The 21,384-nt window shown below is 64.9% G+C and carries 21 protein-coding genes; 9 read left to right on the forward strand and 12 right to left on the reverse strand.

Features of this window, described 5'->3' with window-relative positions:
• Window positions 1–22: 22 nt before the first annotated feature.
• From DW352_RS21785 to DW352_RS21795, 3 genes are read right to left on the reverse strand one after another with little or no spacing between them, the layout of a single operon-like run.
• Window positions 23–568: a tetratricopeptide repeat protein gene (locus tag DW352_RS21785; RefSeq protein WP_115693297.1), complete on the reverse strand. Its 546-nt coding sequence runs from the start codon at window positions 566–568 to the stop codon at window positions 23–25.
• 33 nt (window positions 569–601) lie between these two features.
• Window positions 602–991, reverse strand: coding sequence for a hypothetical protein (locus DW352_RS21790; protein ID WP_162827118.1), 390 nt, complete (start codon window positions 989–991; stop codon window positions 602–604).
• A gap of 22 nt (window positions 992–1,013) precedes the next feature.
• Window positions 1,014–2,525 (reverse strand): type II and III secretion system protein family protein, encoded by a 1,512-nt coding sequence (locus tag DW352_RS21795; RefSeq protein WP_115693299.1) that lies wholly within the window; start codon window positions 2,523–2,525, stop codon window positions 1,014–1,016.
• A gap of 431 nt (window positions 2,526–2,956) precedes the next feature.
• Here DW352_RS21795 and DW352_RS21800 point away from each other — a divergent pair, with 431 nt between their 5' ends.
• The 3 genes from DW352_RS21800 (at window position 2,957) to DW352_RS21810 (ending at window position 5,052) form a co-directional block, all read left to right on the forward strand.
• Window positions 2,957–4,159, forward strand: coding sequence for a DUF7305 domain-containing protein (locus DW352_RS21800; RefSeq protein ID WP_162827119.1), 1,203 nt, complete (start codon window positions 2,957–2,959; stop codon window positions 4,157–4,159).
• Between the two features lie 9 nt (window positions 4,160–4,168).
• Window positions 4,169–4,633, forward strand: coding sequence for a TadE/TadG family type IV pilus assembly protein (locus tag DW352_RS21805; RefSeq protein WP_115693301.1), 465 nt, complete (start codon window positions 4,169–4,171; stop codon window positions 4,631–4,633).
• An 80-nt stretch (window positions 4,634–4,713) separates the two neighbouring features.
• Window positions 4,714–5,052, forward strand: a complete 339-nt coding sequence (locus DW352_RS21810; protein WP_245434212.1) for a TadE/TadG family type IV pilus assembly protein — start codon at window positions 4,714–4,716, stop codon at window positions 5,050–5,052.
• A gap of 52 nt (window positions 5,053–5,104) precedes the next feature.
• On the opposite strand, the gene DW352_RS21815 is transcribed toward DW352_RS21810, so the two are convergent.
• The 9 genes from DW352_RS21815 to DW352_RS21855 form a co-directional block, all read right to left on the reverse strand.
• Window positions 5,105–6,046 carry a type II secretion system F family protein gene (locus tag DW352_RS21815; RefSeq protein WP_115693303.1) on the reverse strand — a complete coding sequence of 314 codons (942 nt, stop codon included), beginning with the start codon at window positions 6,044–6,046 and terminating at the stop codon, window positions 5,105–5,107.
• 10 nt (window positions 6,047–6,056) lie between these two features.
• Window positions 6,057–7,001 (reverse strand): type II secretion system F family protein, encoded by a 945-nt coding sequence (locus DW352_RS21820; RefSeq protein ID WP_245434213.1) that lies wholly within the window; start codon window positions 6,999–7,001, stop codon window positions 6,057–6,059.
• A gap of 8 nt (window positions 7,002–7,009) precedes the next feature.
• Window positions 7,010–8,383: a TadA family conjugal transfer-associated ATPase gene (locus tag DW352_RS21825; RefSeq protein ID WP_115693305.1), complete on the reverse strand. Its 1,374-nt coding sequence runs from the start codon at window positions 8,381–8,383 to the stop codon at window positions 7,010–7,012.
• A 2-nt stretch (window positions 8,384–8,385) separates the two neighbouring features.
• Window positions 8,386–9,582 (reverse strand): CpaE/TadZ family protein, encoded by a 1,197-nt coding sequence (locus DW352_RS21830; RefSeq protein WP_115693306.1) that lies wholly within the window; start codon window positions 9,580–9,582, stop codon window positions 8,386–8,388.
• Complete coding sequence (gene cpaB / locus DW352_RS21835) at window positions 9,579–10,463, reverse strand: Flp pilus assembly protein CpaB (protein ID WP_115693307.1); 885 nt, start codon at window positions 10,461–10,463, stop codon at window positions 9,579–9,581. Before cpaB ends, DW352_RS21830 begins: the two co-directional genes overlap by 4 nt.
• Window positions 10,433–10,978, reverse strand: coding sequence for an A24 family peptidase (locus DW352_RS21840; protein WP_115693308.1), 546 nt, complete (start codon window positions 10,976–10,978; stop codon window positions 10,433–10,435). Before DW352_RS21840 ends, cpaB begins: the two co-directional genes overlap by 31 nt.
• Before the next feature lie 49 nt (window positions 10,979–11,027).
• Window positions 11,028–11,216: a Flp family type IVb pilin gene (locus DW352_RS21845; RefSeq protein WP_115693309.1), complete on the reverse strand. Its 189-nt coding sequence runs from the start codon at window positions 11,214–11,216 to the stop codon at window positions 11,028–11,030.
• Window positions 11,217–11,276: 60 nt separating this feature from the next.
• Complete coding sequence (locus tag DW352_RS21850) at window positions 11,277–11,465, reverse strand: Flp family type IVb pilin (RefSeq protein ID WP_115693310.1); 189 nt, start codon at window positions 11,463–11,465, stop codon at window positions 11,277–11,279.
• Between the two features lie 221 nt (window positions 11,466–11,686).
• On the reverse strand, window positions 11,687–14,002 hold the full coding sequence (locus DW352_RS21855; protein ID WP_115693311.1) for a putative bifunctional diguanylate cyclase/phosphodiesterase: 2,316 nt from the start codon (window positions 14,000–14,002) through the stop codon (window positions 11,687–11,689).
• Between the two features lie 421 nt (window positions 14,003–14,423).
• Between DW352_RS21855 and DW352_RS21860 the strand changes: the two genes are divergently transcribed.
• From DW352_RS21860 to shc, 6 genes are all read left to right on the forward strand, one after another.
• Window positions 14,424–14,771: a ribbon-helix-helix domain-containing protein gene (locus DW352_RS21860; protein ID WP_342634881.1), complete on the forward strand. Its 348-nt coding sequence runs from the start codon at window positions 14,424–14,426 to the stop codon at window positions 14,769–14,771.
• Between the two features lie 388 nt (window positions 14,772–15,159).
• Window positions 15,160–16,308: a glycosyltransferase gene (locus DW352_RS21865; RefSeq protein WP_115693312.1), complete on the forward strand. Its 1,149-nt coding sequence runs from the start codon at window positions 15,160–15,162 to the stop codon at window positions 16,306–16,308.
• Window positions 16,305–17,183: a squalene synthase HpnC gene (gene hpnC, locus DW352_RS21870; RefSeq protein ID WP_115693313.1), complete on the forward strand. Its 879-nt coding sequence runs from the start codon at window positions 16,305–16,307 to the stop codon at window positions 17,181–17,183. The genes DW352_RS21865 and hpnC overlap by 4 nt, the downstream gene beginning before the upstream one ends.
• Before the next feature lie 8 nt (window positions 17,184–17,191).
• Window positions 17,192–18,028 (forward strand): presqualene diphosphate synthase HpnD, encoded by an 837-nt coding sequence (gene hpnD, locus DW352_RS21875; RefSeq protein WP_115693314.1) that lies wholly within the window; start codon window positions 17,192–17,194, stop codon window positions 18,026–18,028.
• Window positions 18,015–19,298, forward strand: a complete 1,284-nt coding sequence (gene hpnE, locus DW352_RS21880; RefSeq protein ID WP_115693315.1) for a hydroxysqualene dehydroxylase HpnE — start codon at window positions 18,015–18,017, stop codon at window positions 19,296–19,298. The genes hpnD and hpnE overlap by 14 nt, the downstream gene beginning before the upstream one ends.
• A complete protein-coding gene (gene shc / locus DW352_RS21885) occupies window positions 19,295–21,262 on the forward strand; it encodes a squalene--hopene cyclase (protein WP_115693316.1) in 1,968 nt (655 codons plus the stop codon). Before hpnE ends, shc begins: the two co-directional genes overlap by 4 nt.
• Window positions 21,263–21,384 lie beyond the last annotated feature (122 nt).

Below are 21,384 nucleotides of genomic sequence, written 5' to 3' on the forward strand. Positions count from 1 at the left end.
GTTCCTTCCCCAAAGTGGGCCGCTAGCGTCGCTTCGCGAGCGCCGGATCGTTGGCGTCGAGGATGCGGATGTTGTTGATCACGGTCGGATTGCCGGGATCGAGGCGCAACGCCTTGCGCAGCTTGGCGCGCGCGGTGCGGAAGTCGCTGCGCAGCATGTAGGACTGGCTTTGGTTGTTGAGGATCTGCTCCGTCTCGCCCGCAATGTTGATGGCGGCCGCGTAGGCGCGGTCGGCGAGCTCGAAACGGCGGATGTGATCGTAGGCGCCGGCGAGCCCGATCCACGCTTCGACATTGCTCGGGTCTTTCTCCACAGTGGCGCGGAAGTAGCGCTCGGCGAGACCGTATTCGCCGCGCTTGAAGTGCTGCAGGCCGAGGCGGAAAGTCTCCGTGGGCAACACGTTCGTGAAATCGATCGGCTCGGCCACTGGCGGCGGCGATGGCTCGATCTCGAGCGGCGTTTCGGGCGTGATGAATTCGGGGCCCGTGGTCTGGCAGCCGGCGAGCGCAAGCGCGACGACGAGCGCAGCGACGCCGCGCTTGAATGGTGACCGTGTTCGCGCCCTCATATCGTCCTGCGACGTCCGCCCCCTGAACCCCGATCAGCGCCCTGTCGTCGTGCTCGCGGCCGCGCCGGCGCCGCCGCCCGGGTTGGCGTTGCTGCTGGAGAAGCCGCTGGTGCTGATCTCGATCGGCAGGATCGGTTGCGGCGCGAGCGGCAGGCGGCGGATGTCGCGGTAGCGTTCGATCGCGCCGACCATGCGCTCGCCGTTGGCGGGAATGCGCCGGTTGCCGACGTATCGCGGCCACGGGTCGATGACATGGGTGGCCGCGTTCACGTCCTTCGCATCGCCGGCGCCGGCGAAGATCTTGTCCGAGCGCTGCAGATAAGGCGCGGCGAAATCGTAGTGGAAGACGTCACCGGCTTGCGCGCCCGCGCTCAAGCCGAGGGCGAGGCCGACACCGAGCATCCCTATCGCTGACCTGCGCATGGTTGTCCTCACTTGGCGGTCCTCACTTGGCATCCCCCGGCATGATGTAGCCGGACGGACCACGGAACGAGGCGCCGACCGCGATCGGCTCCGGCTGCTTCTTGCGCACCTCGCTCTGGCCGAGCAGGAACAGGTCGACATCGTTGCCGCTCAGGCTGCCGTCCATCGGCGTCGCGAGCCGTTGCCCGGGCGCCGCGGGCTGCACCAGTTGCGGCGTGACGATGACGACGAGGTCGGTCTCGTTCTGCTGGTAGGAGGTCGAGCGGAACAGCGCGCCGAGCACCGGCACAGAACCGGCCCACGGCACCTGCGCCAGGTTGCGCAGGCCTTCGTTCTGCAGCAGGCCGGCGATGGCGAAGCTCTGGCCGTCGCGCAATTCGATGGTCGTGCGCGCTTCGCGCTTGGTCAGCGCCGGGATGCGGAAGCCCGAGACGATCACGGCGTTGTTGTAGTCGAGCTCGCTGACCGACGGGGTGAGCCGCAGGTTGATGATGCCGGCGGTCGTGACGGTCGGCATGAAGGTGAGTTGCACGCCGAACGGCTTGTATTCGACGGTGATGAGTGGCGTCGAACCGGCCGAAGGCTGCACCACCGGGATCGGCACTTCGCCGCCGGCGAGGAACGCCGCGGTGTCGCCGGACAGCGCCACGAGGTCCGGCTCGGCGAGACGGCGGATGAGGCCCTTCTCCTCCATGGCGGAGATCATCAGGTCGACGCGGGCGCTGTTGGAGTTGACGAGATTGGCCAGCGCGACGCCGAAGGGCGCGGCGCTCGTGCCGCTGGCGAAGGTGCTCAACGCCTGGAACAGCGGGATGCCGCCGGGCGTCGCGGCCGGGCTCTGCCCGACCTGGCTCGGCACGCCGAGGCCTGTGTTGAAGCCGCGGTTGCCGGCGCCGTTGGCGACGTACCAGTTGACGCCGAGGTCGCGTTCGGCGGTGCGGGTGATCTCGAGGAAACGCACCTTCAGCATCACCTGCTGCGAGGCCGCCACGCGCATCGCATTGACGACGGCAAGATTGGGCGTGGTGGCGCGCGCGATCTGCATGGCGCGGTCGGCGCTGAGCGCATCGCGCGCTTCGCCGGTCAACACGATCTGGCCGTTCGACGAGGCGACGCGGATGCCGCCGGTGCCGGTCGAGTTGCGGATCTGCGCGGCGAGCGCTTCCGTGTCGACCGTCACTTCGATGTCCAGCACGGCCATCAGCCGCTTGTCGGCGTCGAACGCCGAGATGTTGGTGGTGCCGATCTTCTTGGCCTGGATGTAGATGACCCTGTCCGAAAGCGCGAGCACATCGGCGATTTCCGGCGAGCCGATCACCGTCTGCGCGAAGGGCTGCTCGAAGCGGATGGTGCGGGATTTGTTTTGCGGCACGGCCACGTGGCGCGTGACGGCTTCCTCGACGGTGATGAGCGCGGACCCCTGAGCGCGGCCGCGCGGCGCCACCGTCTCGGCCGCTTGCGTGCTGGCCGTCAGAGCCAGGACGGCGGCAAGCCGAACACCCCCGCGAACGATACGACGCGACACACCAAACATGCCCCGCTCCCCCAAACGCAACGAAGCGAGATGAACGCCATTCCTTAGACCGTGTCGGTTCGCGCTTTCGCGGTTTCTGCCGCGTGTGACAATCGGCCACCGTCGACGTGGAGCTCGCTTACTCCGCTTCCGTATCTCCCCTTGGAAACGTCGACGGCGATTATTCAGGCGGATGCGCGGGATGCGCTAGCACAGACATACTACCGGCGACATTTTTTCCATTGCTCCACACTTTTTACCGGCGGTTGTGCGTGGCGCGGCGGCGCCGTTTCGGCCGCGGCGGATGGAGCGTTTGACGGAGGTCAATCGCGCGGTTGCGGCAATGGCGCATAAGCGTCTGCATCGGTTTACGGAATCGGAGCTGAGCGCGGGCGATGCGGCGTCTGTGGCCTACCGTGTGGCGCGGTATCGGCCGTCGCGAGGACGGCAGCGTGGCGATTCAACTGGCGCTCGCCGCGACGGTCATCCTCGGCATGGTGGCGCTCGGTGTCGAGATCACCTTCGTGATCTACAAGCATCGCCAGATGCAGGCCGCGGCCGATGCGGCGGCTTTCAGCGCGGCGGTGGCCAAACAGGCCGGCTATCCGGCCGATTTCGGCCTGGAAGCGCGTGCCGCCACCGCCGAGGTCGGCTATGTCAACGGCGTCGGCGGCGTCAACGTTACCGTCAACAACCCGCCCCTCACCGGCAATTATACGACCAACACCAATGCGGTCGAAGTTGTCGTCAGCCAATCGCAAACCTTGAGTCTCGTCAGCCTGTTTCAAAACGGCTTGTTCAGTGTCGGCGCGCGGGCGGTGGCGATACCGGGCGACAGTGGTCAGTTCTGCGTCCTTGGCCTCGATACTTCAGCATCGGCCACGGTGCGCATTCTCAACAACGGCGTGGTGGCGAGCAAAACCTGCGGCGTTGCCGTCAATTCGCGTAGCAGCACAGCGCTGATCTTGGACAACAACGCAGCGATCTATGGGCCCGTGTCGGTGGTCGGACGCTACTCGGTCGCGAACAACGCTCATCTCTATTACCAGACGTCGCCGTATCCGAAGTCCGGCGCCTCGGCCGTCAGTGATCCATATGCGTCGCTGACGCTCAGCGCCTCCGGCGCCACGTCGAGGACGCAGCCGACCGGCTGCACCACCTGCAATCTGCAGCCCGGTCGCTACAGCAGCGGTCTCAATTACACCAACGGAGGTACACTCAATTTCGCAGCCGGCGTTTACTACATCGACAGCCGTCTCAATCTCAGCAACAGCGTTACCGTGAATGCGACGTCCGGCGTTACCATCGTGGTCAACGGCAATTATGCGATCAATATAGGCAACAACGTCACCTTGAACCTCGCCGCGCCCACCACCGGCGCGACCGCTGGCGTTGCGTTTGCAAGCATTCGCACCGCATCGTCATCGGTGACGCAGACTTTCAGCAACAATGCGATCATCAATCTCACGGGCGCGATTTATTTTCCGAACCAGACGTTGCTGCTCAGCAACAACGCGACGATCAACACGCCAGTCTGCGGCCAGTTGATCGCGCGCATCGTGCAACTGCAGAACAACGCCAATCTCAAGAATGTTTGCGGCGGTACCGGTGCCGTGCAGATGACCGCCGGCGGCGCCGTGCAATTGGTCGAATAGGGAGGGCGCATGCGCGGTATCAGGCGCGGCATTGCCGGCCCGACGCGGGGCCAACGCGGCACGGCCGCGTTGGAGTTCGGTCTTGCTATTCCTTTCCTGCTAACGGTGCTCATGGGCGCGGTGGAACTGGGCTTTGCGATCTACGAGGGCATGCAGGTCTACGTCGCCGCGGAGGCTGGCGCGCTTTATGCCGGGCAGAACGGGTGGAGTTCGGCCGGCATCTCGACGGCTGTGACCAATGCGACCGCGACCACCGGCCTTACGGCAACGCCGGCGCCGACCCAGTTCTGGGGTTGTCCGAGCGAAGGTGGCATCACCACTGTGGCGTCGAGCAGCACGAAGTGCGGCAATGGCAACTCGCCAGGGCTCTACGTCCAGGTCAATGCGTCCCTCGGTCACTCGACCATCCTGCCGTATCCCGGCCTGTCATTGCCGACGACGTTCACCGCCACCTCAGTCATCCGGTTGAATTGATCATGAGGATCGGACACCGCAGGCCGTGGTTCCGAGCCCAGCGGGGGGCAGCGGCGATCGAATACGGGCTAATCCTACCCATGTTGCTGCTTTTCATTATCGGCATCATCGATGTCAGCCGTCTGCTGTGGAACTACACCACGCTCAACCGTGCCGTCGAAGCTGCAGCACGTTGTGGCGCGATCAACACCATCGACTGCGGCACCACGGCACAGATTCAGGCGCGTGCGGTTGCCGAAGCGTGGGGCATGAATGTCGCGACGTCGGCCTTCACCGTCACTACGTCGGCCTGTGGCGTTCAGGTCGTCGGCACCTACGACTTCGTGTTCGCGATACCGGCGCTGGTGGGAGCGACCCCATTGGGAACGCTCACGTTGAGTGCGACCAGCTGCTATCCGATCAATCCGGTCGGAGGTTGAGCCGCGGTAAATGCGGCAGCGGGTGTGGCGGTGGCAGGCAGGACGAACACCGTCATCGATGCATAAAAACATCGATCAGACGCAACGCCGCGGGGCCGCCGACGATCAGGAAGATGGTTGGCATCAGAAACACGATGACCGGCAAAGTCAGATAGGCCGGCAGGCGGTTGGCGCGCTCCTCGAGCTCGATCAGCGAATCGTTGCGCAACTCGGCGGATGTCACGCGCAAAGCCTGCACCAGTGGCGTGCCGTAGCGCAGCGTCTGTGCCAGAGTGGTGACCACCGAGCGCACGCTCGGGACATCGACGCGCTCGGCAAGGTTGGCCAGCGCCTGATCGCGGCTCGGTAGGATGCGCAGGTCGGCGAGCGTTAGATTGAGTTCGTCGGCAAGCGCGGGCTGCGAGCGCTTGAGCTCGGTGACGACGCGGTCGAGGCCATCCTCGAGCGACAAGCCGGCTTCAACGCAAACGACCAGCAATTCGAGCGCATCCGGCAGGCCGGAGCGGACCGCCTTGGTGCGCTGCTTGAGCCGGTAGCTGACGATCGTCATCGGTAGGAACCAGCCGCCGATGGCCACCATCGCGGCGAGCAGGACCGGCAGCAATGGCGTGTTGGCGAAGGCGCCGAAGCCGCGCAGCCAGAGGAAGGTGCCGATCCCGAGCACGGCGACGACGACGAGCCGCATCATAGTAAAGGCGGTCAAAGCCCGTGCCGGCGATAGGCCGAGGCCGGAGAACATGCGGCCGACCTCGCGCTGCGAGGCCGCGGAGAGGGCGCCTTCCGGCAGTCGGAATAAGGACTCGGCGGTGCCGGTCGGGGCGCCGCGCCGCGTAAACTTGGTCCCGCGTGGCTCGACCATGGCGACGCGGCGCGCCAAGGCTTCGTCGCGCGTTCGCAGCGCCGACGCGATGAGCAGCGCGCCGCCGGCCGCCAGGGCCAGCGCCGCCAGCAGGGCTGGCAGCGTCGATACCAAATTTGAGAAGAGCGCTGACATCACACGACTCTCATAATTGCGTCACGCTGCGCATCATTTGCCGCATCGTCAGTCCGCCGAAGGCAAGGCCTGCGGCCGCCAAGGCCAGAATGATATGACCGCGCGGATCGCTGAACAGCGGTGAGAGATAGCCGGGCTGGATGATAAGGAGTGCGCCGACGATGAGGAAAGGCAATGCCGCCAGCACATAGGCGGAGACACGGATCTCGGCGGTGGTGGCGCGCGCCTTCAAGCGCACCGCGCGGCGGCGGCGGATAATGTCGGCAAGCACTTCCAACGTCGCGGCGAGGTTGCCGCCGGTGAGGTGCTGCATCACGATGGCCATCGTAAAGAAGCGGAAGTCGGCGAGACCGATCTGCCGGCTGCTCGCATCCAGCGCAACTTCGAGCGGGGTGCCGATCTCGATCTGGTTGGAGATGGTCGCGAATACGGTGTTGACCGGCGCCGGCGATTCTTGGCTGACCGCGCGGACGGCGGTGGTGATCGGTAGGCCAGCCCGCAGCATGCGGGCGATGGCGACGACGGCATCCGGGAACAGATCGGTAAACTGCTGGTCGGCTTGCTTTTGCTGGCGCAGCAGTATGACGCGCGGCAGCACAAAGGCGGCGACCAGCACCAACGGCACAACCAGCCACAGCGGCCAGTGGAAACCAGCATAAGCGATCAACAGGACCACGCCGCCGGCGATCGCTGCCATTATCAGAAGGCGGGCGCCGCTGGCCTTCATGCCCCATATCGGCCGGCTGCCGACGAAGGCGCGGCGCATCCGCGTGTCGAATCGCGGCGATCGTGCCGCGCGCAGCAGGTCCATTCGTTGCGGGGCTGCGCCGGTTGCGGCTGCAGCGAGACCGACGCGGCGCTCGAGCTCGAGCCGTTCGCGCCGACTGAGGATCAGCGCCGCCACCAGTGCTGCGCCGCTGACGACGAACAGCAGGACCATGGCGAGCGCGAACACGAGCATGGTCAGCTCGCTTCCGGTTCGGGCAGGCCGAGCGTCTGGAGAAACGCTGCGCCGAGGCCGAAGTAATCGAGCCGCGGCAGGAAGCGCGGCCGCACGCGCGTCGGTTCGAAGCTGCCGCGCAACGTGCCGTCGATGTTCTCGCCCTGGTATTTGTAGGTGAACAGCGTGCCGAGGGAGATGATGTCTTCCTCCATGCCGGCGATCTGCAGCACTTCGGTCACGCGGCGCACGCCGTCGCGCATGCGCTCGGTGTGGATCACGACGTCGATCGCGCTGGCGATCTGCGCCCGGATCGCGCGCATCGGGATGGCGATGTTGGCCATCAGAACCATATTCTCGATGCGGGCCAGCGCGTCGCGAGCCGAATTGGAGTGGATCGTGGACATCGAGCCGTTATGGCCGGTGTTCATGGCCTGCATCATGTCGAAGGCCTCGGAGCCGCGGACTTCGCCGACGATGATGCGGTCGGGCCGCATCCGCAACGCGTTGCGCACCAGGTCGCGCTGCGAGACTTGGCCACGGCCTTCGACATTGGGCGGGCGCGTCTCGAGTTGGATAACGTGCGGCTGCTGCAATTGCAGCTCGGCGGCGTCTTCAATAGTGATGATGCGCTCGCCGGGATCGATCACGCGCGAGAGCGCGTTCATCAGCGTGGTCTTGCCCGAACCGGTGCCGCCCGAAATGAGGATGTTGAGGCGGCAATGCGCCATGATTTCCAGCGCGTGGGCAAGCTCACCGGACATGGTGCCGATCTGAACGAATTTGGCGAGGTCCATCATCGTCCTCGAAAACTTGCGGATCGAGATGCAAGGTCCCTTCAGGCTCAGCGGCGGGATAATGACGTTGACGCGGCTGCCGTCGGCAAGACGCGCGTCGAGCATCGGGCTCGACTCGTCGACGCGGCGACCGACCGAGGAGGCGATACGTTGCGCGACGTGCAACACGTGTGCGTCGTTGCGGAATTGCAGCGAGGTGAGGTCGAGCTTGCCGCGCCGCTCGACATAGGTCATGCGCGGCCCGTTGACGAGGATGTCGGTGACGGTCGGATCGCGCAGCAGCGGTTCGAGCGCGCCGAGGCCGATCATCTCGTCGACGATCGAGGCGGCGAGAGCGTGTTGTTCGATCTGGTTGAGCAACAGCCGTTGCTCGTTGGCGATCGTCGCCACCAGTTCGTCGACGCGCAAGGTCAAGTCGGCCTTGCCGAGCCGCACGGCGACGGCCGGTTCGATGCGCTGGAAGACCTGGTCGCGGATGAGGTCTCCCGCCGACGTCGGGCGAGCGGCTTCCTCGGGCGCGACCTCGGCCGCGGCCGTCAGCGGTGGCGGCGGCGCCGGAGCCTCCGATTTCTGGTCGGACTTTCTGCCGAACTGGAACATGGCTAACCGAACAGGCGGCGCAACAGCGGTCGCGACGGCGCGACTTGTTCGCCGGATAGATGACGCAGCAAGGGTGCGAGGCCGCGCTTGAGCGCCATGCTCTGCTGCGCGCCTTTGATGCCGAGCATGTTGGCGGTGCTGATCTCCTTGTCGTAGGGGATGACGATGTCGGCGGGCCGTCCCGCCGCGCGCGCGAACTCGGCGTCGGGCAGGCTGCCGGGGGCGCCGTGCTGGTTGAGGACGTGGACCGTCGAGCGGTCGGGTGTGTTCGGTCCGATCCATTCGCGCCAGCGCGCCATGTCGCGCGCGCATGCGAGCGAGGCGTTGCTCACCAGCACGCAGGTGCTCGGCATCTGCAGGGCCGGTAAGAGCAGCGCCGCCACGGTGGGCGGCAGATCGATGAATATGAAGCGATAGCGGTTGAGCAGCTTGTCGAGCAGGGAGCGGAAGGCGGCCTCCTGCACATCGACCGGATCGGCGATGGATTCCAGCGAGGCGAGGAGGTCGATGCGGTGGTCGATGTGGATCGCCGCGCGTTCGAGAAACAGCTTGTCGACGCGTTCGGGGTGTTCGAGCGCTTCGCGCAAGGCGTGGCTTGGCGATACGTCGAGCTGCAGCGCCGCGTCGCCACCTTGCATGTCGAGGTCGACCAGCATGACCCAGCGCTGCCGCGCTTCGGCGAGATACCAAGCGGTGTTGACGGCGATGGTTGTGGCGCCGACGCCGCCGCGGACGCCGAGCACGAACACCACCTTCCCGGTGCGCGCCGGCGCCTGCGCTTCCAAATTGCCGGTGAGCACGGCGCTGCAGGCGCGCGTCACCAGCGTGCCGACCACCGGTTTGAAGAAGTACTCGAAGACGCCGGCCTGCTTGAGTTCGCGATAAAGCACGATGTCGTTGCGGTCGCCGACGACGATCACGCCGGTGTTCGGCTCGCACACCTCGGCCAGCGCATCGATCGCATCGGCCGGATTGTCCAGGCCGCTGACATCGACGATGAGGAGGCGCGGCGAAGGTTGGCGCGACAGGCGTTCGGTCGCGGACACGGCGTTGCCGGAGACGAACTCGGCATCCGCGACACCGAGGCTGCCGAGCGCCTGGCGGATGGTGGCCGCCGTCTCCGTGTCCGGAACGAAGACCTGCACGGTCGTGGCGCCTGGGCGAGCGGCTGTGGTGGGAATGGTGAGTGTGTCGGTCATGGCATACCCTGATCGGGCGGGGGACGGCGGACGGCGCTTTCGACACCGGCGGTGGCGGCGCCCGGCGGCTTGCGTCGCGTGAGTTCATTGAGGGCGGGCGACACGTCGGCCGCCCAGGTCGGCGCGGCTTCGCGCCTGGCAACTGCGACGGGTGGCGATGGTGCGATCTCAAGCGAGCGCACGGATAGCTGCAGGCGGCCGAGCTGCGCCGCGACGATCAGGCGCTCCGCCTCTTTCTCGGTGACTTCGAACGTCACGGTCCGTGGCAAACGCGGCTCGGTGGCGGCAAGGCCCCGCGCCGGGGCAGTCGCCGGTTGGCCCGGGCCGGACAGGGCCTGGTCGATGGCAATGACGCGCACATCGCGCAACACCGTCTCCGCGACCGAACGCACATTGGGATCGGCGGCGGTATCGGCAAAGGTCTGAGTGAGGATCACGTCGACCTGATCGCCGGGCAGAATAAGGCCGGCCGCGCTCTGCGGCGCATCGACCGCGATCGACACCGCGCGCATGCCGGGCTTAAGCGCGGCGGCGAGGAATTGGCGCTCGTTCGGCCGCACCAGTTCGGAGGCGATCAGCGGCTCGTCTGCAGCGAAGTCGCGGCGCGCGATCGCGCCGGCGAAGTCAGCTTCGGCTACTTGGCCGCGCAGGAGGTTGCCGGGATGGATGTCACCGGCGGCCGTTTCGCGCCACCGCATATCCTCTCGGCGTAGCAAGGTACCGGCAGCGACGGCATGCGTGGCGACGAGCACGGCTTGACGCGGCGGAGGCCCTTCAGGCGGCGGCGCGGTACCGATCTGGCCCATCCAAAGAATGGACAGAGCCAGCCCGCCGACGAGCGACAGCACGCCTAGGGCGAGCAGGATGTTACGGAAAGACATCGCTGAATCTCGCTGATGTAATAAGCGACCGCCCCGCCCAGGATTGCGACGGCGTATGGAACGGATTGGCCGGTGGCGATGCGGGCGCGCTCGTTACGTCGCCAGCGGGCCAAAGCGGTGGTGCCGGTGGTGGCGTTTCTCCGCTTGAGCGTATGGTATGCGATCAAGTAGCCGAGGCTGAGCACGCCGCCGGCCATGGCGATGGCAAACAGCACCACCGCGCTGCGCTCTGGGGGCGTCATCAGCGTGACGGCGGCGATCATCTTGGCGTCGCCGGCGCCGAGCACATCGTAGTGCGTCAGCACACCGAGGCCGCCAAGCAGCAGAAACGCGAACAGCAGGCTGAGCCAGAGCGCGGCCGGCCTCTCCACCGCGGCGGCGACCAGGCCGACCGCAGCGACCGCCAGCACGAGCCTGTTCGGAATGATCCGGGCGCGAACGTCCTGCACCGCGGCGACCGACAATAAGACAAGAACGATCGGCCACAACACCGCGCGGACGAGAAGAATACTCATGGTCGCCTCCTCTCCTCGTGCCGCTGTCGTGGCCCTGTAGCTCTAGTGGTCAGGTCGGCGGGGCGACCTTGCCGCCGATGTAGTTGAACAGTGCGTTCAAGTTTACGCCGAGCAACGTGATGCCGACGATGATCGCCAACGCGACCAACGATGCGATCAATCCGTACTCAATTGCCGTGACGCCGCGCTCGGATTCGATTGAGAACCAGCCGGCAACCGCCTTCGATACTTCTCGCATCGTGATCTCCGCGGTGAAAACGGGGCGACGCCGCCGCTGCGACGACGCGTCCGAACGTCATTAGGTTGGCGGCTTGACCTTGCCGCCGATATAGGTGAACAGCGCGTTCAAGTTTACGCCGAGCAACGTAATGCCGACGATGATCGCCAGCGCGACCAGCGATGCGATCAGTCCGTACTCAATTGCGGTGACGCCGCGCTCGGATTCGATTGAGAACCAGCCGGCGACCGCCTTCGATACTTTGCGCATTGGCGATCCCTCTCAGTTAAGGACAATGGATGATCAATACTGAGGGGTGCAGGAAACTGTATTGATGGATGTCAAAACTAAGCAGTAATGCGCTGTGAAATACGATATTACCTATAGATTTTCAGGTAATAGTTTTATTTTACTACTGAGTGCTGGTTCGGACAGTGGGACCGGAATTATTCGTACCGACGGAGCCCCGTCCATGCCGGCGCCGGCCGGGCCTAGTCCGGGCGCTCGTTCTGAGCGACGGTGGTGATGGTCCCGCGACGCAGAAGCGCGATCAGTTCGTCAGCTTGGCGCGGCGGGCTGAAGTAGAAGCCTTGGACGTAGCGGCAGCCGGCTTGTTTCAGCAGAGCAAGTTGAGCCGAAGATTCAACCCCCTCGGCTATAACGTCGATGCCGAGCTCTCGTGCAAGGCTGATCGCCGCGCGCACGATGGCGAGGTCGCCAGACTCAGTCGCGATATTTCGGATGAACTCTTGCGCAATCTTGATCTGGCTGACGCGGTAAGCCCGCAGATAGCCAAGCGACGAATAACCGGTGCCGAAATCGTCGATCGCGATGGCAATGCCGAGCCGGTTTAGACGGTTGATGATGTCGCGGTGCTCAGGTGTCGTGGCCATGAGAACCGACTCGGTGAGCTCGAGGGCAACGGCCGATGGATCGATGTTCCATTGCGCCAAGATATGCATGATCTCGGCGTCGAACTCCGGTGAGCCGTTCATCTGCACCGCCGAAACATTCAGCGCTATCCGCGGCGGCGAAAGCTTCTCACTTTGCCAGGCGCGAATTTGACGACAGACCTGTTCAATGACCCAGCGGCCCAATGGGACTATCGTGCCGCTTTTCTCGGCGACGGGAATGAAGTGACTGGGGAGCAGCAGACCGAGTTTTGGGTGGCGCCAACGGGCCAGGGCCTCGAGGCCGACTATGCGGTTCGTATCGATATCGACTTGCGGCTGGTAATAAAGTTCGAGCTCGCCGCGCTCGAGGCCAAGCCGCAGGTCCGCGGCCATCGTCACCCGTTCGATGACGGCGATGTCGAGCGCCTCGGAATGGAAGTGGAATTGATTGCGGCCCGCGTCCTTGGCGCGATAGAGCGCGACGTCCGCGTGTTTGATCATTTCTTCGGGCCCGACGATGGAGCGGTCGAAGAAAGCGATGCCGATACTCGCTGTGACCTCAACCTGCGTGCCGAGATCGTAGGGTGGTTGTGCAAGTTCCCGCAGAACGCGAGAGGCCAGGGCGCCTGCGTCCGAGGGGTCGGCGATGTCCAGTTGCAATACACCGAACTCATCGCCGCCGAGGCGTGCCACGATATCGCCCGTACGAACCGCGCCCTGCAGGCGCACGGCGACCATCTTCAAGAGCGCGTCGCCCTTGCTATGGCCCAGCACGTCGTTGACGTCCTTGAAGTGATCGAGATCGATATAGAGAATGGAGAATGGCTTGGCACCGCGTTTGGCCGCGGCGAAAGCATGACGCACTTCGTCGAGGAAGGCTGTGCGGTTGGGCAGGCCCGTAAGCTGGTCGGTCGACCTGAAGTGCACGATGTAAGAATCGGTCGCCTTTCGTCGGTCGATGTCGATCGCGAGTCCTTCGATCTCGGTGACGAGGCCGTTTATGTCGCGAACGGCGGACATGCGGACTTCGAACCACAGATATCGGCCGTCGCTTGCGCGTAAGCGCAGATCGGCTGTGGCGCTGGTCGTCGGCCCCGTCGCGATGCGGTCCATGTTGGCCAGCGCGCGGGGCCGGTCTTCGGGGTGCGTGAGCTCGAGATAGCGCTGTGGCGATTCCAGAAATTCTTCGACGCTGTATCCGTAATGCGTGATGTTCGGGGAGACGTAGCTGATCGCGTACGGCTTCTGGGCCGAGATACGAAACAGGATCGTGGCGCTGTTGTCGATGACGCGAGCGGCATCGGCAAGTTCTTTGACGGTTCGCGCGCGGACGACCGCGGCGCCGACAAGCGTACCGAACAGCTCGCATGCCTCGCTTTCGATTGTTGACCAAGGTCGGTTATCGCGCGGTCGGTCGATTTCGACTTCGCCCCACCACTTATCGTCGACGAAGACCGGTATGAGGACCGCCGGGCCCGCTCTCTCGTGCGCCGGTCCTTGGCGGGCGCCGTCAAACGCATCGCTCTCGATGGCGATCGTCTCGCCCTGGGCTAGTCGTGCCGATACGCCCGCCAATGTGGTGTCGAGCCGGGGCAGCACGCAGACGATTTCATCGTGAGTTAGGTCGCTGGCACGCCAGACATAGCGACGTTCCGGCTTGAGACGATCGTTCTCGCCAGCGATATTCTGAAACAGGGTGATCTGGCTGGCCCGCAAAGCGTCGCCGAACAACGTGCATATGGATGGGATAACCGGCTCAGTGGAGGACCGCGTCAGTACCATCAGGCATTGTTTGATCGCTGCTTGAATCGTGTTGGCATCACGACAGGGAGTGCCAGGGCCTTGGTTATGCGCTGCGCTGCCCCGGTTTGTCAGGCGAGGAGGATCACCATTCCCTGCATCGTCGTTGCTCATACGTGCCGGCCGGGTCCAACGATGGCGAAGGGGCTGACTGAAGGTAGTCTCGCCGGCCACAGCGCCACGCAGGACGATAGCGCTAAGCCAATGCCAGTATCGATCAATCGCCCAAATGCCCCTTGACGGGCGTCAAATACCGTAGCGCACCTCCCCGCATAAAAGCTATTGGCGGGCGAATGGCCGTATACTGGCAATATTCTACCTGGACGGGTTTGTCGGTGGGCGAATGTTGTCACGTCCCTGGACGAATTTTCGACGTCCTAATTTTATATTTGTACAAACAATTCAAAAACTTGAAAAATACTGTCAGACCTTGGCTGGCACTAATAAACGCGAATTTTACCGCAACCTATAAGCGAGTTGTGTTATCTTACTTATGTGAATTTTTGAATGGGTTCACAGTGGGAAACGCCACGCCATGATGGAAAAGCACTCAGAAAAGAAGGGTGAACACCGCGAGGTGGGATCCCACATTGAGCAGGGCGGGCTTCAGAACACCGGAAATGGGGGCTATCTGAGGTCGCGCGTATTGAAGCGGTCGATCGTCGTGGGCCGCCATAAGACCAGCGTCAGTCTCGAAGACGTCTTCTGGAATGAACTGCGCGCCATCGCCCAAGATCTGGGCGTGCATCTCTCGCAACTGGTGGCGCGGATAGACGCGGAACGGCAGCACGGAAATCTATCGTCCGCCATCCGGCTTTTTGTCTTCGAGCAAAGCCGCAAGCGGGGCGACGGTAAGAGCCCGGCAGTGACGAGGGCGACCTGACGGGTCGCTCACGGCACCTGCGATTCCGGGCAGGCGCGCAGCGCGAGGCCCGGGATCAAGCAGTCTGTCCCCCTTCGAGAGGTTGCAGCTCGCACGCGGGCATGACAACCGTGGCGTTGTATCGACGGGCGCCTGCCTCGGCGACCGTTTTCTGGGTTCATTTGCCGGTGGCCGAACCGGACCCGAGGCGGCCGCTCCCCGGTCGTAGGCCGCTGTGCCCGGTGTTAGTCGCCGCGACAGCGACCTTTCGTCCCGGCCGTGGGGAAATGTGGACAAAATCGCGTCATCCTGCGGACATGCCTGAGGAATTTTAGGTTCCACCCATTGAACTATTTCCCCCGCTGGACATTGATAGGGCGCGCGCTGGTCTGATCGGACGTACGACACTGTGTTCATTGCTCTCGTGGCAGGGGTAACCGCCATCGCCTGGGCCTATCTTCTGATGGGCCGCGGGCGCTTTTGGACGAATCCGGTCAGGGACGACGCCGTCCCACCGCTGCCCGCGCAGTGGCCGGCGGTGGTGGTGGTTGTGCCGGCCCGCAATGAAGCCGAGCATATCGCTGCCAGCATCGGCTCCTTGGCCGGGCAAATGTACGAAGGGCGGCTCGACATCATCGTTGTCGATGACGACAGCGATGATGGCACCGGCGATCTGGCCGTTGCCGCGGGCGAAGGAGCCCGACCGGTCACCGTGATTGCCAGCCAGGGGCTGCCCGCGCAGTGGACTGGCAAGCTGTGGGCGCTCAAACAAGGCATCGCCGTCGCCGAGCAGCGCTTTCGTCCGGATTATCTGCTGCTCACCGACGCCGATATCGTGCACGCGCCCGACACGGTGGCCTGGCTGGTTGCCAAGGCGACATCCGGCGGCTATGGCCTCACCTCCTTCATGGCCAAGCTGCGTTGCGCGAGCTTGGCCGAGCGTATGCATGTCCCGGCCTTCATCTACTTCTTTCAAATGCTCTTTCCGTTCACCTGGGTGAAGCAGACGAACCGCGCCACGGCCGCGGCTGCGGGCGGCTGCGTTTTGCTCAAGGCCGGGGCGCTGCGCGACGCGGGCGGCATCGACAGCATCCGCAATGCGCTGATCGACGATTGTGCCTTGGCGGAGCGCATGAAGGCGGTTGGGCCGATCTGGCTGGGTTTGACCGAGCGCTCGCACAGCATCCGCCCGTATGAGGACTTCGACAGCGTGCGCCGCATGATCGCGCGCTCGGCCTACGCGCAGCTTCGTTTCTCGCCGCTCCTGCTCGCGGGCACCATGCTCGGCCTTGCGCTGACCTTCATGGCGCCGCCGCTTCTGGCGATATTCGCGACCGGGCTGCCGGAGTTCCTCGGCCTCCTCGCCTGGGTGGCGATGGCGTTGTCGATGCAGCCGACCTTGCGCTTCTACCGCGTATCGCCGTTGTGGGGCCTTGCGCTTCCCGTCATCGCCCTGGCCTACGCGGGTTACACGCTCGACTCGGCCTACCAACACGCACGCAAGCGCGGCGGCCAATGGAAAGGGCGCGTGCATGTCAACGCGCCGGGCGTGCAATGACCGCAAGTGCCGAACTGCGATCCGGCAAAGGCGCCGGCGACGAGAATTTTCCCGTCGCGTCCTTCATCATTCGCCCGCGCTATCGTGCGCTGATCCTCGCCTTCTATGAATTCGTGCGGGTCGCGGACGACATCGCGGATCACGCGACCCTCACCGAGCAGGAAAAGCTCGCGCGTCTCGATCGCCTCGAGGCCTCGCTCCTGGGCCAAAACGACGACGAGCCGCAGGGCGCGCATCTGCGTGACGTTCTTGCCGCGCGCGGGCTGCCGGCGGTGCATGCGCAGCATCTCCTGTGCGCCTTCCGTCAGGACGTCACCAAGTTGCGCTACGACGATTGGGACGAGCTGATCGGCTATTGCCAGTATTCGGCGATGCCCGTCGGCCGCTTCGTGCTCGATGTGCACGGGGAATCGCAGGCGACTTGGGCCGCTTCGGACGCCTTGTGCGCGGCCTTGCAGATCATCAATCACCTGCAGGACTGCGGCAAAGATTATCGCGCGCTCAACCGCGTCTATGTCCCGCTCGACGCGATGGCCGCCGGCGGCACCGATGTGAACGCGCTCGGGCAAGCGCAGGCGAGCCCGGCACTGAGGCAATGTCTGCGCGGGCTGACCACGCGCACCGCGACGCTGCTCGCGCAAAGCCGTCCGCTGGCCGGCATGGTCGGCGATGCGCGGCTCGCCATGGAGATCGCCACCATCCAGGCGCTGGCCGAACGTTTGATCGGGTTGCTGTTGACACGCGATCCGCTGAGCGAGCGGGTGCACCTCTCCAAGACGGCGATGCTGACGACCGCTCTGCGCGCGTCCGCGTCGACGCTGACGCGGCGACTCTTCTCGCGCGGCGCGCCGTCGTTTTCGCCAGTCAGTCGGTGAGTTCGCCGATGTCAGCGCCCGCACAACAAAATGAGACGGTGGCGGCGAAGGCGAGCGGCAGCTCGTTCTATCTCGCCATGCGCATTCTGCCGCGCGAGCAGCGGCAGGCGATGTACGAGATCTATTCGTTCTGCCGCGCGGTCGACGACATCGCGGATTCGGATTTGCCGCGCGCTCAGCGGCAGGAGCAGCTCGCGCAATGGCGCCGGGACATCGAGGGGCTTTATGAGGGCAAAGTTCTACCCGGCCACGAAGGGCTGACCCAGGCGATCCGCCAGTTCGGCCTGCGCCAAGAGGACTTCCTGGCTGTCATCGACGGTATGGAGATGGACGCGATCGAAGATATCCGCGCACCCGCCTTCGAGACGCTCGATACCTATTGCGATCGCGTGGCGTCCGCCGTCGGGCGGCTCTCGGTGCGCGTCTTCGGCATGGAGGAGGGCGCCGGCATCCGGCTCGCGCATCACCTCGGACGCGCTCTGCAGATGACGAATATCCTGCGCGACGTCGACGAAGATGCCGGCATGGGCCGGCTCTATTTACCCCGCGAGGCGCTTACCTCGGCCGGCATTCTGAGCGACGACCCGGCCGCGGTGCTCGCCGATCCTGCGCTAGGCAAAGCCTGCGATGTGCTTGTCGCGCGGGCGCGCCAGCATTACGCCGAAGCCGACGCGGTGATGGCGAAGGCGCCGCGCCGCGCGGTGCGGGCGCCGCGCATCATGAGCGAAGCCTATCGCCGGGTCCTCGACGACTTGGTTGCGCGCGGCTGGACATGGCCACGCAACCGTGTCCATGTCAGCCGTGCTCATCTGCTGAAGGTCGCGTTGCGACATGCATTCCTCTGACGCCGGAACGGTTCACATCATCGGCGCTGGGCTCGCGGGCCTGGCGGCCGCCGTGCGTTTGACCGAAGCCGGCCGCGCCGTGGTCGTGCACGAGGCGACCGGACATCCAGGCGGTCGCTGCCGGTCGTACTACGACCACGTCACCGACATGACGATCGACAACGGCACGCACATCCTGTTGTCGGGCAATCATGCCGCGATGGCCTATCTCAAGACGCTCGGCGCCGAACGGCTTTTGGAAGGACCGGACGAAGCGGAGTTCCCGTTCGCCGATCTGGTCAGCGGCGCGCGCTGGACGGTGCGGCTGAACAATGGGCCGCTGCCCTGGTGGATCTTTGCCAAGAGTCGCCGCGTGCCGCAGACGCGGGCGCGCGACTATCTCGCGCTTGCACGGCTGCTGTGGGCGTCGGGCGACCGGCCGCTCAATCAACTGATGACCTGCGGCGGTCCGGTTTATCAGAATCTGGTCGAACCGCTGTTGCTCGCCGCGCTCAACGTGCGGCCCCTGCACGGCTCGGGAAAGCTTGCCAGCGCGGTGGTGCGTGAAACGCTGGCGCTCGGTGGCAAGGCCTGCCGGCCGTTGATCGCGCCGGATGGCATCGGCCATGCGCTGGTGGATCCCGCCGTGCGTTGGCTCGCGGAACGCAACGTGCCGATCAAGCTGCACCATGGCTTGCATGGTCTGCTGTTCGTGGGCGATCGGATTTCCTGCCTCGACTTCGGAGTCGAACGCACGCCGCTTGGTGAGCGCGACGAGGTCATTCTCGCCGTGCCTGCTTACGCGGCCGCGAGTCTCGTGCCGGGCCTTACGACTCCGACGACGTTCTGCAGCATCGTCAACGCGCATTTCCGCGCCGACCCGCCCGCCGGCGAGCCGCGCATGATCGGCGTGGTCAACAGCACGGCGGAGTGGATTTTCGCGTTGCCCGGCCGCATTGCGGTGACGGTCAGCGACGCCGGACATCTGCTCGATCTGCCGCGCACGGAAGTCGCCGAGCGTATCTGGCGCGACGTTGCCGCGGTGATGAAGCTTCCGGCCGAGCCGCTGCCGCGCTGGCAAATCGTGCGGGAGCGTCGCGCCACTTTCGCGGCGACTCCGGAAGAAAACGCCAAACGTCCGCGCGCGGAGACCGGGTGGCGTAATCTGTTCCTCGCCGGCGATTGGACAGCCACAGGCCTGCCCGCGACGATCGAAGGCGCGATCCGTTCCGGCAACCGTGCCGCCGATCTCGTCGCGCAACATGGCGCTGCGACACGGGCCGCTGCATGATGAATGGCGATCTCGAAGCGCGCGTGGCGTCGGGCCGCGTCGATGAAGCGTTGAACCGCGCGATCACGACGGCGTGCGACACGCTGTTCGCGCAGCAACAGCCCGACGGCCATTGGCTCTACGAGCTTGAGGCCGACGCCACCATCCCGGCCGAATACATTCTGCTGCGCGCTTATCGCGGCGAGCCGGATGCGCCCGAGCTCGAGCGTAAGATCGGCAACTATCTGCGCCGTATTCAAGGGGCGCATGGCGGCTGGCCGCTGTTCCAGGATGGCGACTTCGACATGAGCGCCAGCGTGAAGGCCTACTTCGCGCTCAAGATGATCGGCGATGCGCCCGACGCGCCGCATATGAAGCGCGCGCGCGAGGCCATTCTCACCCGTGGCGGTGCGATCCACAGCAACGTATTCACGCGCATCCTGCTGTCGCTGTTCGGCGTGCTGCGGTGGCAGAGCGTGCCGACCATGCCGGTCGAAATCGTGCTGCTGCCGAGCTGGTTCCCGTTCCACTTCTCGAAGGTTTCGTACTGGGCGCGGACGGTGATGGTTCCGCTGCTGGTACTGCAGACCTTGCAGCCGCGCGCCAAGAATCCGCGCGGGATCGGTATCGACGAGCTGTTTCTGCAGCCGCCGCATTCCATCGGCCTGGCCGCCAAGGCGCCGCATCAGAACTGGGGCTGGTTCACGTTCTTCCGCGCGGTCGATATCGTTATACGCCCGCTGTCGGCGTTGTCGCCGCGGGCCTTGCGCCAGCGCGCGCTCAAGGCGGCGGATGACTTCGTCACCGAGCGTTTGAACGGCAAAGACGGCCTGGGCGCGATCTTCCCGGCGATGGCGAACGCCGTGATGATGTTCGATTTGCTGGGCGGCCCCGAGAACGAAAAGAAGGCGGCCATCGCGCGCGATTCCGTCGAGCGTTTGCTGGTCATCAATGACGATGAAGCCTATTGCCAGCCGTGTCTGTCGCCGGTGTGGGATAGCGCGCTGGCCGCGCAGGCCTTGCTCGAAGAGGGAAGCCCGAAGTCGGTCGAGAGTGCGCGCAAGGCGCTCGATTGGCTGGTGCCGCTCCAGGTGCTCGACGTCAAAGGCGATTGGATCGCGCGGCGTCCCGATCTGCGACCAGGCGGCTGGGCTTTCCAATACGCCAATCCGCATTACCCCGATCTCGACGACACCGCCGTCATTCTGATGGCCATGGATCGCGCGCGTCAGGAGGGCGTCGGCGATCGATACGATCCGGCGATCGCGCGCGGCGTCGAATGGATCAAAGGCATGCAGAGCAGCAATGGCGGCTGGGCGGCCTTCGACGTCGACAACACGTTTTCCTATCTCAACAACATTCCGTTTGCCGATCACGGCGCGCTGCTCGACCCGCCGACCGAAGACGTTGGCGCGCGCTGCGTCTCGATGCTGGCGCAGATCGGCGAGAAGGACAGCGACGCGGTCAAGCGCGGCGTCGATTATCTGCGCAGCCAACAGCTGCCCGATGGCAGCTGGTATGGCCGCTGGGGCCTCAACTACATCTACGGCACATGGTCGGTGCTGTGCGCGCTGAATGCGGCGGGCATCCCGGCAACCGACCCGGCGATGCGCAAGGCGGCGCAGTGGCTGCTCAGCATTCAGAACGCCGACGGCGGCTGGGGTGAGGACGGCACCAGCTACAAGCTCGAGTACCAGGGGCATGAACCGGCGCCGAGCACGGCCTCGCAAACGGCCTGGGCGCTGCTCGGTTTGATGGCGTGCGGCGAGGCGAGCCATGCGGCCGTGGCGAAGGGCGTCGCTTATCTCGCCCGCACGCAGAACGACGAAGGTCTGTGGGACGAAGAGCGCTATACGGGCACGGGCTTCCCGCGCGTTTTCTATCTACGCTACCACGGCTACCGGAAGTACTTCCCGCTTTGGGCCATGGCGCGTTACCGCAATATCATGAGCGGTGCGAACCAGCCCGTGCGTTACGGGATGTAACCGCCGCGCAAGCTAGGATTAGAGCGCGTGCCGCCCGGCACGGCCGAACTCCCTCTCCCCGTTGGGGAGAGGGTTGGGGTGAGGGGAATCATGACTCGCAAGCTCTTTAACCCCTCACCCGG

The organism is Pseudolabrys taiwanensis (genome assembly GCF_003367395.1).
GTDB lineage: Bacteria > Pseudomonadota > Alphaproteobacteria > Rhizobiales > Xanthobacteraceae > Pseudolabrys > Pseudolabrys taiwanensis.